This window comes from Paracidovorax citrulli (genome assembly GCF_900100305.1).
Classification (GTDB): Bacteria; Pseudomonadota; Gammaproteobacteria; order Burkholderiales; family Burkholderiaceae_C; genus Paracidovorax; species Paracidovorax citrulli.
Window position 1 is genome coordinate 162,306 of sequence record NZ_FNEY01000006.1, and the last position, 14,531, is coordinate 176,836.

A 14,531-nucleotide genomic window follows, 5' to 3' on the forward strand; every position below is an offset into this window, starting at 1 on the left:
TTCAAGAATGAGTCAAACCCTCTCCGCTTCGATGCTCCTCGCGGTGCCGCTGGCGCCGCTGGCGGGCTCCGCGCTCGCCGGCATCCTCGGCACGGCCTTCGGCGGCAACCGCATCGGACGCCGCGCGAGCCACACCCTCACGATCCTCGGCGTGTTCGTCGCGTTCGTGCTCTCGGCCCTGACGTTCAAGAGCGTGGCGCTCGACGGTGCCCGTTTCAACGAGACGCTCTACACCTGGATGGTGGTGGGCGGCCTCAAGATGGAAGTCGGCTTCCTCGTCGACACGCTCACCGCCATGATGATGTGCGTGGTGACCTTCGTGTCGCTGATGGTGCACATCTACACCATCGGCTACATGGAAGAGGACGACGGCTACAACCGCTTCTTCTCGTACATCTCGCTGTTCACGTTCTCGATGCTCATGCTGGTCATGAGCAACAACCTGCTGCAGCTGTTCTTCGGCTGGGAAGCGGTGGGCCTCGTGTCGTACCTGCTGATCGGCTTCTGGTTCAACAAGCCCACGGCCATCTTCGCCAACATGAAGGCGTTCCTGGTGAACCGCGTCGGCGACTTCGGCTTCATCCTGGGCATCGGCCTGATCGCCGCCTACACCGGCACGCTGAACTACGGCGAGATCTTCGCCAGGTCGGGCGAGCTCGGCACCATCGGCTTCCCCGGCACCGACTGGATGCTCATCACCGTGATCTGCATCTGCCTGTTCATCGGCGCGATGGGCAAGAGCGCGCAGTTCCCGCTGCACGTGTGGCTGCCCGACTCGATGGAAGGCCCGACCCCGATCTCCGCGCTGATCCACGCGGCCACCATGGTGACCGCCGGCATCTTCATGGTGTCGCGCATGTCGCCGCTGTTCGAGCTGTCGGACACGGCCCTCAACTTCATCCTGGTGATCGGCGCCATCACGGCCCTGTTCATGGGCTTCCTGGGCATGATCCAGAACGACATCAAGCGCGTGGTGGCCTATTCCACGCTGTCGCAGCTGGGCTACATGACCGTGGCACTGGGTGCTTCCGCCTACTCGGTGGCCGTGTTCCACCTGATGACGCACGCGTTCTTCAAGGCGCTTCTGTTCCTCGGCGCGGGTTCGGTGATCATGGGCATGCACCACAACCAGGACATCCGCTGGATGGGGGCCGTCCGCAAGTACATGCCCATCACCTGGATCACCTCGCTGCTGGGTTCCCTGGCGCTGATCGGCATGCCGCTGTTCTCGGGCTTCTATTCCAAGGACAGCATCATCGAGGCCGTGCACGCCAGCACGCTGCCGGCCGCGGGCTTCGCGCACTTCGCCGTGCTGGCCGGCGTGTTCGTGACAGCGTTCTATTCGTTCCGCATGTACTTCCTCGTCTTCCACGGCAAGGAGCGCTACGACCAGAACCCGGACGCGCACCACGACGACCACCATGCGCACGACGACCACGGCCACGGCCATGGCCACGACGCCAAGCCGCACGAGTCGCCCTGGGTGGTGACGGTGCCCCTGGTGCTGCTGGCGATCCCCTCGGTGGTGATCGGCTTCCTGGCCATCCAGCCGATGCTGTTCGGCGACTTCTTCAAGGACGTGATCTTCGTGGATGCCGCCAAGCACCCCGCGATGGCCGAGCTGTCGGAGATGTTCCACGGCCCGGTGGCGATGGCCCTGCACGGCCTGCAGGCGGCGCCGTTCTGGCTGGCCCTGGCCGGCGTCGCGCTCTCCTACTACATGTACATGGTCAACCCGGCCCTGCCGGCGGCGATCAAGCGCGCCTGCATGCCGATCTACACCCTGTTCGAGAACAAGTACTACCTCGACTGGATCAACGAGAACATCATCGCCCGCGGTGCCCGCGCATTGGGAACGGGCCTGTGGAAGGGTGGCGACCAGGCCGTGATCGATGGCGCCGTGGTGAACGGTTCCTGGAAGGTCGTGGGCTGGGTCGCAGGCATCGTGCGCTGGGTGCAGTCGGGCTACATCTACCACTATGCGCTGGTGATGATCCTGGGCGTGTTCGGGCTCATGACGTACTTCGTGTGGCTCAACAAGTAGAGGAACAAGAAAAATGGGTTTGTTGAGTCTTGCCATCTGGACGCCGATCGCCTTCGGTGCCCTGCTGCTGGCCTTCGGGCGCGACGATCAGGCGCGCGCCGTCCGCTGGATCGCGCTGATCGGCTCGCTGATCGGCCTCGCCGTGACGCTGCCGCTGCTCAGCGGTTTCGACAACGGCACGGCCGCCGCGCAGTTCGTGGAGAAGCTGCTCTGGATCGAGCGCTTCAACGTGCACTACCACCTGGGCCTGGACGGCATCTCGTTCTGGTTCGTGCCGCTGACGGCCTTCATCACGGTGATCGTGGTGATCGCGTCGTGGGAGTCGATCACCGAGCGCGTGAACCAGTACATGGGCGCGTTCCTGATCCTCTCGGGCCTCATGATCGGCGTGTTCAGCGCCCTCGACGGCCTGCTGTTCTACGTGTTCTTCGAGGCCACGCTGATCCCGATGTACCTGATCATCGGCATCTGGGGCGGCCCGAACAAGATCTACGCGGCCTTCAAGTTCTTCCTCTACACGCTGCTCGGCTCGCTGCTGATGCTGATCGCGCTGGTGTACCTGTACAACCAGTCCGGCGGCAGCTTCGACATCGCCACCTGGCACCAGCTGCCGCTGTCGGCCCGCGCCCAGACGCTGCTGTTCTTCGCCTTCTTCGCGGCCTTCGCCGTGAAGGTGCCGATGTGGCCGGTGCACACCTGGCTGCCGGACGTGCACGTGGAGGCGCCCACGGGCGGCTCCGCCGTGCTGGCGGCCATCATGCTGAAGCTGGGCGCCTACGGCTTCCTGCGCTTCTCGATGCCCATCGCTCCCGATGCCGCGCGCCACTGGGCGTGGCTGATGATCGCGCTGTCGCTGATCGCGGTGATCTACGTGGGCCTCGTGGCCATGGTGCAGAAGGACATGAAGAAGCTGGTGGCGTATTCGTCCGTGGCGCACATGGGCTTCGTGACGCTGGGCTTCTTCATCTTCAACGACCTGGGCGTCTCGGGCGGCCTGGTGCAGATGATCGCCCACGGCTTCGTGTCGGGCGCGATGTTCCTCTCGATCGGCGTGCTGTACGACCGCGTGCACTCGCGGGAGATCGCGGCCTACGGCGGCGTTGTGAACACCATGCCGAAGTTCGCGGCCTTCGCGCTGCTGTTCGCGATGGCCAACTGCGGCCTTCCGGGAACGGCAGGCTTCGTGGGCGAGTGGATGGTGATCCTGGGCGCCGTGAAGGCGAACTTCTGGATCGGCTTGGCTGCAGCCACCGCGCTGATCTTCGGCGCCGCCTACACGCTGTGGATGTTCAAGCGCGTCTATCTCGGCCCGGTGGGCAACGACAACGTGCGCGGCCTGCTGGACATCAGCGCCCGCGAATTCCTGGTGCTGGGCGTGCTGGCCGTGGCCGTGCTGTACATGGGCCTGTATCCGCGCCCCTTCACCGACGTGATGGACGTGTCGGTGGCCGAGCTGCTCAAGCACGTGGCGCAGACCAAGCTCCATTGAACCGACTGACAACGAGAGACCGAGATGATTGACAACATCAGCTGGCTGGCGGTGTACCCGGAGATCGTGCTCCTGGTGATGGCCTGCGTGATCGCCCTGGTGGACCTGGGCGTGACGAGCGCCCGTCGCACCGGCACCTACGTGCTCACCATGCTCACCCTGGCCGTGGTGGCCGTGCTGCAGGGCATGTACGCGAGCAGCGGCAACACGTTCTACGGCTTCGGCAACATGGTGGTGAGCGACGCCATGGGCAACTGGCTCAAGTGCTCCGCGACCATCGCCGTGATGGTGACGCTGGTCTATGGCCGGCCCTATGCGGCGGACCGCGGCATGCTGCGCGGCGGCGAGCTGTTCACGCTCTCGATGTTCATGCTGCTGGGCGTGTTCGTCATGGTGTCGGGCAACAACTTCCTCGTGATCTACCTGGGCCTGGAACTGCTCACGCTCTCCAGCTACGCGCTGGTGGCGCTGCGCCGCGACCACACGACCGCCACCGAAGCCGCCATGAAGTACTTCGTGCTCGGCGCGATGGCGAGCGGCTTCCTGCTCTACGGCCTCTCGATGCTCTACGGCGCCACCGGCTCGCTCGACATCGGCCAGGTCTTCAAGGCCGTGAATTCGGGCCAGATCCGCCACCAGGTGCTGGTGTTCGGACTCGTGTTCGTCGTGGCCGGCCTCGCGTTCAAGATCGGCGCCGTGCCGTTCCACATGTGGATTCCGGACGTGTACCAGGGTGCCCCGACGGCCGTGACGGTCATCATCGGCAGCGCGCCCAAGCTGGCCGCCTTCGCGATCATGATCCGCCTGCTGGTCGATGGCCTGCTGCCGCTGGCCATCGACTGGCAGCAGATGCTGGCCGTGCTGGCGATCGGCTCGCTGCTGGTGGGCAACCTGGCGGCCATCGCGCAGACGAACCTGAAGCGGATGCTGGCGTACTCCACCATCGCGCAGATGGGCTTCGTGCTGCTGGGCCTGCTGTCGGGTGTCATCAATGGCAACGTGGATGCGAACGCGGTCGAGAACGCCTACAGCTCGGCGATGTTCTACATCCTGACCTACGTGCTGACCACGCTGGCGAGCTTCGGCATCATCCTGCTGCTGGCGCGCGAAGGCTTCGAAAGCGAAGAGATCTCCGACCTGGCCGGCCTGAACCAGCGCAGCCCGCTCTACGCCGGCGTGATGGCCGTCTGCCTGTTCTCGCTGGCGGGCATCCCCCCGATGGTGGGCTTCTACGCCAAGCTCGCCGTGCTGCAGGCCCTGGTGGCTTCCGGCCAGGCCCCGTACATCGCGCTGGCCGTGTTCGCCGTCGTGATGTCGCTGATCGGCGCGTTCTACTACCTGCGCGTCGTGAAGGTGATGTACTTCGATGCACCGCTGACGGCCACCAGCGTGTCCGCGCCGCTCGACGTGCGCATGGTCTTGACGGTGAACGGCGCCCTGGTGCTGGTCCTCGGCCTCGTGCCGGGCGGCCTGATGGCACTGTGTGCCGACGCGGTGGTGCGCGCACTGGCCACCTGAACGACCGTTTGCGGAGGCCGGCCGCCATTCCCGCTCCATCGCGCTCCGCCACCACGCGGGCGCGGCGGTGGAGAGAGGGGAAGGGCGCTGCCTCCGGACCTGTTGCGATCGCTTCCCGTGTCATCCTCCGCCTCCATCTGGCTCGTGATCGTGGCGGCCCTCTTGGCCGCCAATCTGCCGTTCTGCAACCACCGCTGGCTGGTGGTCGGGCCCCGCGCGGTGCCCTCCAAGCCCCTGGCGGCACGGCTGGGGGAATGGCTGCTGTTCTACTTCCTGGTGGGCGGGCTGGCCCTGCTTCTGGAAAAGCGTGCCGGCCAGATCGCTCCGCAGGGCTGGGAGTTCTATGCCATCACGGTCGCGCTCTTCGCGACGCTGGCCTTTCCCGGTTTCGTCTATCGCTACCTGCTGCGCCGCAGGGGCTGACGGCGGCCCGCAGGCGCCCATACCGTCGCCCGCGCATGTGAACGTACACGCCACGGACTTCGTTTCATCATCATGAAGGTGCTTGACCTGCATTGCGCGCTCGACCATGCCTTCGAGGGATGGTTCGCATCCGAAGCGGATTTCCAGGACCAGCTTGCCCGTGGCCTGGTGGAGTGCCCCCTGTGCGGCAGCCGGGAAATCCGCAAGATGCTCAGCGCGCCCCGGCTGAACCTGAAGTCTTCCGCCGGAGCGTCCGTGGCGGTGCCCGGCACTCCCGCGCAGGCGGGCCAGGCGATGCCGTCCGGCCCGTGCGCTCCCGGGGCAGAGGGGCCCGCGTCCCGGGCCCTGCAGGCTGCGTGGCTGCGGCTCGCCCGCCACGTGATGGCCCATACCGAGGATGTCGGAAGCCGCTTCGCCCAGGAGGCGCGCCGCATCCACGAGGGCGACGCCGAGGACCGGCCCATCCGCGGCCAGGCCAGCGTGCAGGAGACGGTGCAGCTGCTGGAGGAGGGCATCCCCGTGCTGCCGCTGCCCCTGCCTGCCGCCGCCAAGGAAACCCTGCAATAGCGCGAAAGGCCGCGCCGTGCGGCCCCGCGGGACGGCGGCCTGCCTTGAGGCCGTGAACTGCAGCGCCGCGAGGCGGGCATACGGGCCGCCGCGCAGCATCAGTTCCGCGTGCCGCCCCTGCTCGACCACCCGGCCCTGTTCCATCACGACGATCCGGTCCGCGTTCTGGACCGTGGCCAGGCGGTGGGCGATCACCAGCGTGGTGCGGCGCCGGCCCTGCGAATGCAGCGCGGCATCCAGGGCGGCCTGCACCATGCGTTCGCTTTCGGCGTCCAGCGCGCTCGTGGCTTCGTCGAGCAGCAGCAATGGCGCGTCCTTGAGCAGGGCGCGGGCGATGGCGATGCGCTGGCGCTGCCCGCCCGACAGGCGCACGCCGCGCTCGCCCAGGAAGGTGCCGTAGCCTTCCGGCAGGGCGGCGATGAAGTCGTGGGCGAAGGCCGCACGCGCGGCGGCCTCCACCTCGGCGTCGCTGGCACCGGGCCGGCCGTAGCGGATGTTCTCGCGGGCCGAGGCCGAGAAGACCACGGCATCCTGCGGCACCACGGCGATGCGGGCCCGGAAGTCGTCCAGCGCGAGCGTGCGCAGGTCCCGGCCGTCCAGCAGGATGCGGCCGCCGCCGTCCTGCGCCGGATCCACGTCGTAGAAGCGCTGCAGTACCTGGAAGACCGTGGTCTTGCCGGCGCCGCTCGCGCCCACCAGCGCCACGGTCTCGCCGGGCTGGATGTGCAGGTCGAAGTCCCGCAGCGCGGGCTGCGCGGGCAGGGAGGGATAGTGGAAACCGACATGCTCGAAATCCACGCGCAGGCCCTGGCTGGCTGCGGGCAAGGGCTCGGGGGCCGGCGGCGAGGCGATCGAGGGGCGGGCCGCCAGCAGTTCCATCAGCCGCTCGGTCGCGCCGGCCGCCCGCAGCAGGTCGCCATAGACCTCGCCCAGGACGGCGACCGCGCCGGCCAGCAGCATGACGTAGATCACGGTTTCGCCGAGCTGCCCGGCCGACATGTCGCCGGCCAGCACGGCCTGTGTGCCACGGTACAGGCCCCACAGCAGCAACCCCGCGTTGGCGACGATGATGAAGGCCACCAGGGCGGCGCGCGCCCGGCTGCGGCGCACGGCGGCATCGAAGGCGTGCGCTGTGGAGGCCTGGAAGCGCGCGCTTTCGCGGGCCTCCGCCGTGTGGCTCTGCACCACGGGAATCGCATTCAGCACTTCGCCCGCGAGCGCGCTGGCGTCCGCCACCCGGTCCTGGCTGTCGCGCGACAGCTGCCGCACCCGCCGCCCGATCCAGGCCGTGGGAGCGACCACGAGCACGATGCCCAGCAGCACGACGGCCATCAGGCGCGGATGGCTCCAGACCAGCATGCCCAGCGCGCCCAGTCCCATCACCGCGTTGCGCAGGCCCATGGACAGGGAGGAGCCCACCACGGTCTGCACCAGCGTGGTGTCGGTGGTCAGGCGCGAGAGGACCTCGCCCGTCTGCGTGGTTTCGAAGAAGGCCGGGCTCTGGCGCAGCACGTGCGCGTAAACGGCGTTGCGCAGGTCGGCGGTCACCCGCTCGCCGAGCCAGCTGACCAGGTAGAAACGTGCCGCCGAGAACACGCCCAGCGCCACGGCCACGCCGAACAGCAGCCCGAAGTGCTCCCGCAGCGCCATGGCCTGCGCGCCGCGGTCGCCGGGCAGCAGGCCGCCGTCGATCAGCGAGCGCAGGGCCACGGGAAAGGCCAGCGTGGCAACCGCTGCCAGCACCAGGAACACCAGGGCCAGGGCGATGCGGCCCGCATACGGCCGCAGGAAGGGGACCAGGCCCGCCAGGGCGCGTGTCGGCGGGCGCGAGGGATTTCCCGGGGGCGTGGCGGAATGGCGGTGCGGTGCGGAGGCGGCTGGCATGGTGATCCCAGTGTAAGAAGGTGGCGGCCCGCACGAAGAGCGCCTTGGTCGTGACGGATGTTTGCTATTTAAAATATAGCGTTCCACCAATGCCCCGCAATGTCCTGTGGACGGTCATGGTCCTTGAAGTCGATGGGTCTCCAGGGGGAGCCGCGCCCGCATGGAACGGCCCCTGCGGCAGGGCGGGGGGTGGTTGCTTAGGCGTTTATACATAGGCATTTGTCCCAGTTCCTGGCCTTCGGCAGGGCGGCATACGATGCACCGCAACCCTGCCCCCCGGCATGCGCCGCCGTTTCTCGCGCGGCATGCCGGCGGGCCCACCACGGAGCGGCTCCTGCCCCATGAGCGACGACGTCATCCTCGAAACCCGCCATCTCACCAAGGAATTCAAGGGCTTCACCGCGGTGAGCGATGTGAACCTGTCGGTGCGCCGCGGATCCATCCATGCGTTGATCGGCCCCAACGGCGCGGGCAAGACCACCTGCTTCAACCTGCTGACCAAGTTTCTGGAGCCCACCTCCGGCACCATCACTTTCAACGGCGCGGACATCACGCGGGAGGCGCCCGCGCAGATCGCCCGGCGCGGGGTGATCCGCTCGTTCCAGATCTCGGCCGTGTTCCCGCACCTGACGCTCACCGAGAACGTGCGGCTGGGCCTGCAGCGCCGTCTTGGCACCTCGTTCCATTTCTGGAAAAGCGAGCGCAGCCTGGCGCACCTCGACAGCCGGGCACGCGAACTGCTCGCGGAAGTGGGCCTGGCCGACCTGGCCGACGAGGTCACGGTCAACCTGCCCTACGGCCGCAAGCGCGCGCTGGAGATCGCCACGACGCTCGCGATGGAGCCCGAGCTCATGCTGCTCGACGAGCCCACGCAGGGCATGGGCCACGAGGACGTGGACCGCGTCACGCAGCTCATCAAGAAGGTGTCGGCGGGCCGCACGGTCCTCATGGTCGAGCACAACATGAAAGTCATCTCCACCATCGCGGACCGCATCACGGTGCTGCAGCGCGGGGCCGTGCTGGCCGAGGGGCCGTACGAGGAGGTCTCGCGCAATCCGCAGGTCATGGAGGCCTACATGGGCACGACCGACGGCCAGTTGCAGGGAGCCCACTGATGATGCGCCAACCCCCTGTGGCGCTTCGCGCCTTCCCCCTTCTCCTGCGGGAAGGGGGACGCCGCCAGTGGCCGGGCCAAGCCCGTTCCACGGCGTCTGCTGGCCTGGCCTGCTCCGCGGCCTTCGGAGCGGAAAGGCCGTGCTGCTTTCAACGGCGGCTGGCCGCAATCTGCGCATTGGATCACTGAGATGGCATCGTCCCCCGCTCTCGAAATCCGCGGCCTGGAGGCCTGGTACGGCGAATCGCACGTGCTGCACGGCGTGGACATGGTCGTGCAGCCCGGCGAGGTGGTCACGCTGCTGGGCCGCAACGGCGCGGGCCGCACCTCCACGCTGCGCGCGGTGATGGGCCTGACCGGCTCGCGCAAGGGCTCGGTGAAGATCAACGGGCAGGAAACCATCCAGATGCCCACGCACCGCATCGCGCACCTGGGCGTGGGCTACTGCCCCGAGGAGCGCGGCATCTTCTCCAGCCTGTCGTGCGAGGAGAACCTGCTGCTGCCGCCCGTGCTCAAGACGGGCCGCGCCGGCATGCCGCTGGACGAGATCTATGCGATGTTCCCCAATCTCGCGGAGCGCCGCCACAGCCAGGGCACGCGCCTGTCGGGCGGGGAGCAGCAGATGCTGGCCGTGGCGCGCATCCTGCGCACGGGCGCGCAGCTGCTGCTGCTCGACGAGATCTCCGAAGGGCTCGCGCCCGTCATCGTGCAGGCCCTGGCGCGCATGATCACCACGCTGCGCCAGAAGGGCTACACGGTGGTGATGGTGGAGCAGAACTTCCGCTTCGCCGCGCCGCTCGCCGACCGCTTCTACGTGATGGAGCACGGCAGCATCGCCCTGCAGTTCGGCGCCGCCGAGCTGGAGCAGCGCATGCCCGTGCTGAACGAATTGCTGGGCGTGTGAGCCGCCGGCCTTTCGCCCGCCCGTGACGCGCCGAACCCGAACCGACCGAACGAACGACCACCCAGCCTCAGGAGACGACGACATGAAGAAACACCCACGCACCATCGCGACCTTCAAGACCCTCGCCGTGGCGCTCGGCCTCGCCGGCCTGTGCGCCGCCCCGGTCGTGCAGGCGCAGGACGGCAAGGTGAAGATCGGCTTCATCACCGACATGTCGAGCCTGTATGCGGATGTGGAGGGCAAGAACGGCGCGGTGGCGATCCAGATGGCGATCGACGACTTCGGCGGCAAGGTGCTGGGCATGCCGATCGAACTGGTTTCCGCCGACCACCAGAACAAGGCCGACATCGCGGCCAGCAAGGCGCGCGAGTGGATCGACACGCAGGGGCTGACCATGCTCTTCGGCGGCACCAACTCGGGCACGGCCCTGGCCATGGCCAAGGTGGCGCAGGAGAAGAAGCGCGTCTTCATCGTGAACGGCGCCGGCACCTCGGCACTGACCAACGAGCAGTGCAGCCCCTACACCGTGCAATACGCCTACGACACCGTGGCGCTGGCCAAGGGCACGGGCGGCGCGGTGGTGCAGCAGGGCGGCAGGGACTGGTTCTTCCTGACGGCCGACTATGCCTTCGGCGCCGCGCTGGAGGCCGACACGGCCAAGGTGGTGAAGGAAAAGGGCGGCCGCGTGCTGGGCAGCGTGAAGCATCCGCTCAATGCGTCGGACTTCTCGTCCTTCCTGCTGCAGGCGCAGAACTCCAAGGCGCAGATCCTGGGCCTGGCCAACGCGGGCGGCGACACCATCAACGCCATCAAGGCCGCGCGCGAGTTCGGCATCAACAAGAGCATGAAGATGGCGGGGCTGCTCGTGTTCCTGACGGACATCCACAGCCTGGGCCTGAAGAACACGGAAGGCCTGCTGCTCACGACCAGCTGGGACTGGAACCTCGACGACAAGACGCGCGCCTTCGGCCGCAAGTTCTTCGCCAAGACCAAGCGCATGCCCACGGACATCCAGGCGGCCGACTATTCGGCCACCATGAACTACCTCAAGGCGGTGGAAGCCGCCAAGAGCACGGACGCCGACAAGGTGATGGAAAAGCTCAAGTCCACGCCCATCGACGACTTCTACGCCAAGGGCAGCATCCGCCCGGACGGCCGCTTCGCGCACGACATGTACCTGATGCAGGTGAAGTCGCCCGCCGAATCCAAGGAGCCGTGGGACTACTACAAGGTGGTCGCCAGGCTGCCCGCCGACCAGGTGTGGACCACCAAGGCCGAAAGCAAGTGCGCGCTCTGGAAGTGACGCGCTCCGCCTGACAGCCGCTTTCGCGCGATGGACGAACGACAACAGAAGGAGACAAGGACCATGGCAAACGGAATCAACAAACTGGCATTGGCGCTCGGCGCCGCAGGACTCTTCGCGGCCTCGGCCGCGCAGGCGCAGCAGGACGGCAAGGTGAAGATCGGCTTCATCACCGACATGTCGAGCCTGTACGCCGACGTGGAAGGCAAGAACGGCGCGGTGGCGATCCAGATGGCGATCGACGATTTCGGCGGCAAGGTGCTCGGCATGCCGATCGAGCTGCTGACGGCGGATCACCAGAACAAGGCGGACATCGCGGCCAGCAAGGCGCGCGAGTGGATCGACACGCAGGGCCTGACCATGGTCTTCGGCGGCACCAACTCGGGCACGGCGCTGGCCATGGCCAAGGTGGCGCAGGAGAAGAAGCGCGTCTTCATCAACAACGGCGCGGCGACCTCGGCGCTGACCAACGAACAGTGCAGTCCCTACACCGTGCACTACGCCTACGACACCGTGGCGCTCGCCAAGGGCACGGGCGCGGCCATCGTGGACGCGGGGGGCAAGAGCTGGTTCTTCCTCACGGCGGACTATGCCTTCGGCCATGCGCTGGAGGCCGACACCTCCCGCGTGGTGAAGGAAAAGGGCGGCACCGTGGTGGGCTCCGTGCGGCACCCGCTCAACGCGTCGGACTTCTCGTCCTTCCTGCTGCAGGCGCAGAACTCCAAGGCGCAGATCCTGGGCCTGGCGAACGCGGGCGGCGACACCATCAACTCGATCAAGGCCGCCAAGGAATTCGGCATCGGCAAGAACATGAAGCTCGCCGGCCTGCTGATCTTCTTCAGCGACATCCACAGCCTGGGCCTGAAGACCACGGAGGGCCTGCAGTTCACCACCAGCTGGTACTGGGACCTGAACGACGAGACCCGCAAGTTCGCCGACCGCTTCATGGAGAAGACCAAGCGCCGCCCGACCGAGATCCAGGCGGCCGACTACTCGGCCACCATGAACTACCTCAAGGCCGTGGAAGCCGCCAAGAGCATCGAGGCCGACAAGGTCATGGAGGCCTGGCGCGGCATGAAGATGGACGACTTCTTCAACAGCGGCACGCTGCGCCCGGACGGCCGCTACGTGCACGACATGTACCTCATGCAGGTGAAGACGCCCGCGGAATCCAAGGGCGCCTGGGACTACTACAAGCTCGTGAAGAAGCTGCCCGGCGACCAGGTGTTCGCCACCAAGGCCGAGAGCAAGTGCGCGCTCTGGAAATGATCCGCACCGCCTGAGCGCCATCCACCCGCATCCCCTAGCCGACTCCCCATGGAAATCTTCGGTGTCTCCCTGCCGGCCCTGCTGAGCCAGCTCCTGCTGGGGCTGGTCAACGGCTCGTTCTACGCCATCCTCAGCCTGGGGCTGGCGGTGATCTTCGGCCTGCTGAACGTCATCAACTTCGCGCATGGCGCGCTGTTCATGCTGGGGGCGCTGCTCACCTGGATGGCGGGGTCGTATTTCGGCATCAACTACTGGGTGATGCTCGTCGCGGCGCCGCTCGTCGTCGGCCTTTTCGGCGTGGTGATCGAGCGGCTGCTGCTGCGCTGGATCTACAAGCTCGACCACCTCTACGGCCTGCTGCTCACGCTCGGGCTCACGCTGCTCATCGAGGGCGTGTTCCGCTCCATCTACGGTGTCTCGGGCCTGGGGTACGACACGCCCGAACTGCTGGAAGGCGCCACCAACCTCGGCTTCATGATCCTGCCCAACTACCGCGCCTGGGTGGTGGCGGCGTCCATCGTGGTCTGCATCGGCACCTGGTACGTCATCGAGAAGACCAAGCTCGGCGCCTACCTGCGCGCCGGCACCGAGAACCCGCGCCTGGTGGAGGCCTTCGGCATCAACGTGCCGGTGATGATCACGCTCACCTACGCCTTCGGCGCGGCACTGGCCGCGTTCGCGGGCGTGCTGGCCGCCCCCGTGTACCAGGTCACGCCCCTCATGGGGCAGAACCTCATCATCGTGGTGTTCGCGGTGGTGGTGATCGGCGGCATGGGCTCCATCATGGGCTCCATCCTCACGGGCCTGGGCCTGGGCGTCGTCGAGGGTTTCACCAAGGTGTTCTATCCCGAGGCATCGTCCACCGTGGTGTTCGTCATCATGGTGGTGGTGCTGCTCATCCGCCCCGCCGGCCTGTTCGGCAAGGAAAAGTGACCAGGACGGGGCCGCGCACATGCACCACAAGAATCTCGCCACCTTCGGCTACGGCCTGCTGCTGCTGGGCCTGATCGCCGCGCCGTTCCTCGGCGCCTATCCGGTCTTCGTGATGAAGCTGCTGTGCTTCGCGCTGTTCGCTTCCGCCTTCAACCTGCTGCTGGGCTACACGGGGCTGCTGTCCTTCGGCCATGCCGCCTTCCTGGGCGGCGCGGCCTACGTCACCGGCCATGCGATCAAGGTCTGGGGCCTCACGCCCGAGATCGGGCTGGTGCTGGGCACGGCCGGCGGCGCGCTGCTGGGCCTGCTGTTCGGCTGGCTGGCCATCCGCCGCCAGGGCATCTACTTCTCGATGATCACGCTGGCGCTCGCGCAGATGCTGTTCTTCGCCTGCCTGCAGGCACCGTTCACGGGCGGCGAGGACGGCCTGCAGGGCGTGCCGCGCGGCAAGCTGTTCGGCGTGCTCGACCTGTCCAGCGACGTGACGATGTACTACGTGGCACTGGCCGTGGTGGTGGCGGCCTTCCTGCTGATCGTGCGCACCATCCATTCGCCGTTCGGCCAGGTGCTCAAGGGCATCAAGGAAAACGAGCCGCGCGCCATCTCGCTGGGCTACGACACGCAGCGCTTCAAGCTGCTGGCCTTCGTGATCTCGGCCGCCATCGCGGGGCTGGCCGGTTCGCTCAAGACGCTGGTGCTGGGCTTCGCCACGCTGTCGGACGTGCACTGGACGGCCTCGGGCCAGGTGATCCTGATGACCCTCGTCGGCGGCCTGGGCACGCTGTCCGGCCCGCTGGTCGGCTCCGCCGTGGTGGTGCTGCTGGAGAACAAGATCGGCGAATTCGGCAACCTGCTCGCGTCCCTCACGGGCGTGGACTGGTTCCGCACGCTGGGCGAATCGGTGACCATCGTCACGGGCCTGATCTTCGTGGTCTGCGTGCTCGCGTTCCGCCGCGGGATCATGGGGGAGATCCTGGCGAGAATTAGGAAAACCCCCTGAGTCGCCAGAGGCGCCTCCGTGCAGCCGCCAGAGGCGGCAGCTCTTCAGGCACGTCCAGGCCTGCGCAGGCAGGCCCGGAGCCG

11 protein-coding genes and 1 pseudogene are annotated in these 14,531 nt (G+C 67.2%); 11 read left to right on the forward strand and 1 reads right to left on the reverse strand.

Annotated features, from left to right (window positions below; translation table 11 throughout):
* The first annotated feature begins 7 nt into the window (after window positions 1-7).
* From nuoL to BLR99_RS06400, 5 genes are all read left to right on the forward strand, one after another.
* Complete coding sequence (gene nuoL / locus BLR99_RS06380; RefSeq protein ID WP_011794417.1) at window positions 8-2,044, forward strand: NADH-quinone oxidoreductase subunit L; 2,037 nt, start codon at window positions 8-10, stop codon at window positions 2,042-2,044.
* A gap of 13 nt (window positions 2,045-2,057) precedes the next feature.
* Window positions 2,058-3,533, forward strand: a complete 1,476-nt coding sequence (locus BLR99_RS06385; protein WP_011794418.1) for an NADH-quinone oxidoreductase subunit M — start codon at window positions 2,058-2,060, stop codon at window positions 3,531-3,533.
* Between the two features lie 24 nt (window positions 3,534-3,557).
* Entirely contained in the window at window positions 3,558-5,051 is a 1,494-nt protein-coding gene (nuoN, locus tag BLR99_RS06390) for an NADH-quinone oxidoreductase subunit NuoN (RefSeq protein WP_074686929.1), read from the forward strand.
* A gap of 117 nt (window positions 5,052-5,168) precedes the next feature.
* A complete protein-coding gene (locus tag BLR99_RS06395; protein ID WP_017438332.1) occupies window positions 5,169-5,474 on the forward strand; it encodes a DUF2818 family protein in 306 nt (101 codons plus the stop codon).
* Between the two features lie 72 nt (window positions 5,475-5,546).
* Complete coding sequence (locus tag BLR99_RS06400; RefSeq protein ID WP_011794421.1) at window positions 5,547-6,041, forward strand: DUF1178 family protein; 495 nt, start codon at window positions 5,547-5,549, stop codon at window positions 6,039-6,041.
* A gap of 48 nt (window positions 6,042-6,089) precedes the next feature.
* On the opposite strand, the pseudogene BLR99_RS06405 reads toward BLR99_RS06400, so the two are convergent.
* Window positions 6,090-7,925: pseudogene (locus BLR99_RS06405) on the reverse strand (ABC transporter transmembrane domain-containing protein); the annotation flags it as partial.
* 341 nt (window positions 7,926-8,266) lie between these two features.
* On the opposite strand from BLR99_RS06405, the gene BLR99_RS06410 reads away from it, so the two are divergent.
* From BLR99_RS06410 to BLR99_RS06435, 6 genes are all read left to right on the forward strand, one after another.
* Entirely contained in the window at window positions 8,267-9,040 is a 774-nt protein-coding gene (locus BLR99_RS06410; protein WP_017438389.1) for an ABC transporter ATP-binding protein, read from the forward strand.
* Window positions 9,041-9,229: 189 nt separating this feature from the next.
* Complete coding sequence (locus BLR99_RS06415) at window positions 9,230-9,943, forward strand: ABC transporter ATP-binding protein (protein WP_011794424.1); 714 nt, start codon at window positions 9,230-9,232, stop codon at window positions 9,941-9,943.
* Window positions 9,944-10,025: 82 nt separating this feature from the next.
* On the forward strand, window positions 10,026-11,246 hold the full coding sequence (locus BLR99_RS06420; RefSeq protein WP_011794425.1) for an ABC transporter substrate-binding protein: 1,221 nt from the start codon (window positions 10,026-10,028) through the stop codon (window positions 11,244-11,246).
* Window positions 11,247-11,309: 63 nt separating this feature from the next.
* Window positions 11,310-12,515 (forward strand): ABC transporter substrate-binding protein, encoded by a 1,206-nt coding sequence (locus BLR99_RS06425; protein ID WP_011794426.1) that lies wholly within the window; start codon window positions 11,310-11,312, stop codon window positions 12,513-12,515.
* Window positions 12,516-12,563: 48 nt separating this feature from the next.
* Window positions 12,564-13,448 carry a branched-chain amino acid ABC transporter permease gene (locus BLR99_RS06430; RefSeq protein WP_011794427.1) on the forward strand — a complete coding sequence of 295 codons (885 nt, stop codon included), beginning with the start codon at window positions 12,564-12,566 and terminating at the stop codon, window positions 13,446-13,448.
* Window positions 13,449-13,467: 19 nt separating this feature from the next.
* A complete protein-coding gene (locus BLR99_RS06435; protein ID WP_011794428.1) occupies window positions 13,468-14,448 on the forward strand; it encodes a branched-chain amino acid ABC transporter permease in 981 nt (326 codons plus the stop codon).
* Window positions 14,449-14,531: the final 83 nt, after the last annotated feature.

Bases quoted from the DNA above. Each gene is read 5' to 3' on its own strand.
- nuoL (WP_011794417.1), top strand. From the start codon at position 8: ATGAGTCAAACCCTCTCCGCTTCGATGCTCCTCGCGGTGCCGCTGGCG.
- BLR99_RS06385 (WP_011794418.1), top strand. From the start codon at position 2,058: ATGGGTTTGTTGAGTCTTGCCATCTGGACGCCGATCGCCTTCGGTGCC.
- nuoN (WP_074686929.1), top strand. From the start codon at position 3,558: ATGATTGACAACATCAGCTGGCTGGCGGTGTACCCGGAGATCGTGCTC.
- BLR99_RS06400 (WP_011794421.1), top strand. From the start codon at position 5,547: ATGAAGGTGCTTGACCTGCATTGCGCGCTCGACCATGCCTTCGAGGGA.
- BLR99_RS06410 (WP_017438389.1), top strand. From the start codon at position 8,267: ATGAGCGACGACGTCATCCTCGAAACCCGCCATCTCACCAAGGAATTC.
- BLR99_RS06415 (WP_011794424.1), top strand. From the start codon at position 9,230: ATGGCATCGTCCCCCGCTCTCGAAATCCGCGGCCTGGAGGCCTGGTAC.
- BLR99_RS06420 (WP_011794425.1), top strand. From the start codon at position 10,026: ATGAAGAAACACCCACGCACCATCGCGACCTTCAAGACCCTCGCCGTG.
- BLR99_RS06425 (WP_011794426.1), top strand. From the start codon at position 11,310: ATGGCAAACGGAATCAACAAACTGGCATTGGCGCTCGGCGCCGCAGGA.
- BLR99_RS06430 (WP_011794427.1), top strand. From the start codon at position 12,564: ATGGAAATCTTCGGTGTCTCCCTGCCGGCCCTGCTGAGCCAGCTCCTG.
- BLR99_RS06435 (WP_011794428.1), top strand. From the start codon at position 13,468: ATGCACCACAAGAATCTCGCCACCTTCGGCTACGGCCTGCTGCTGCTG.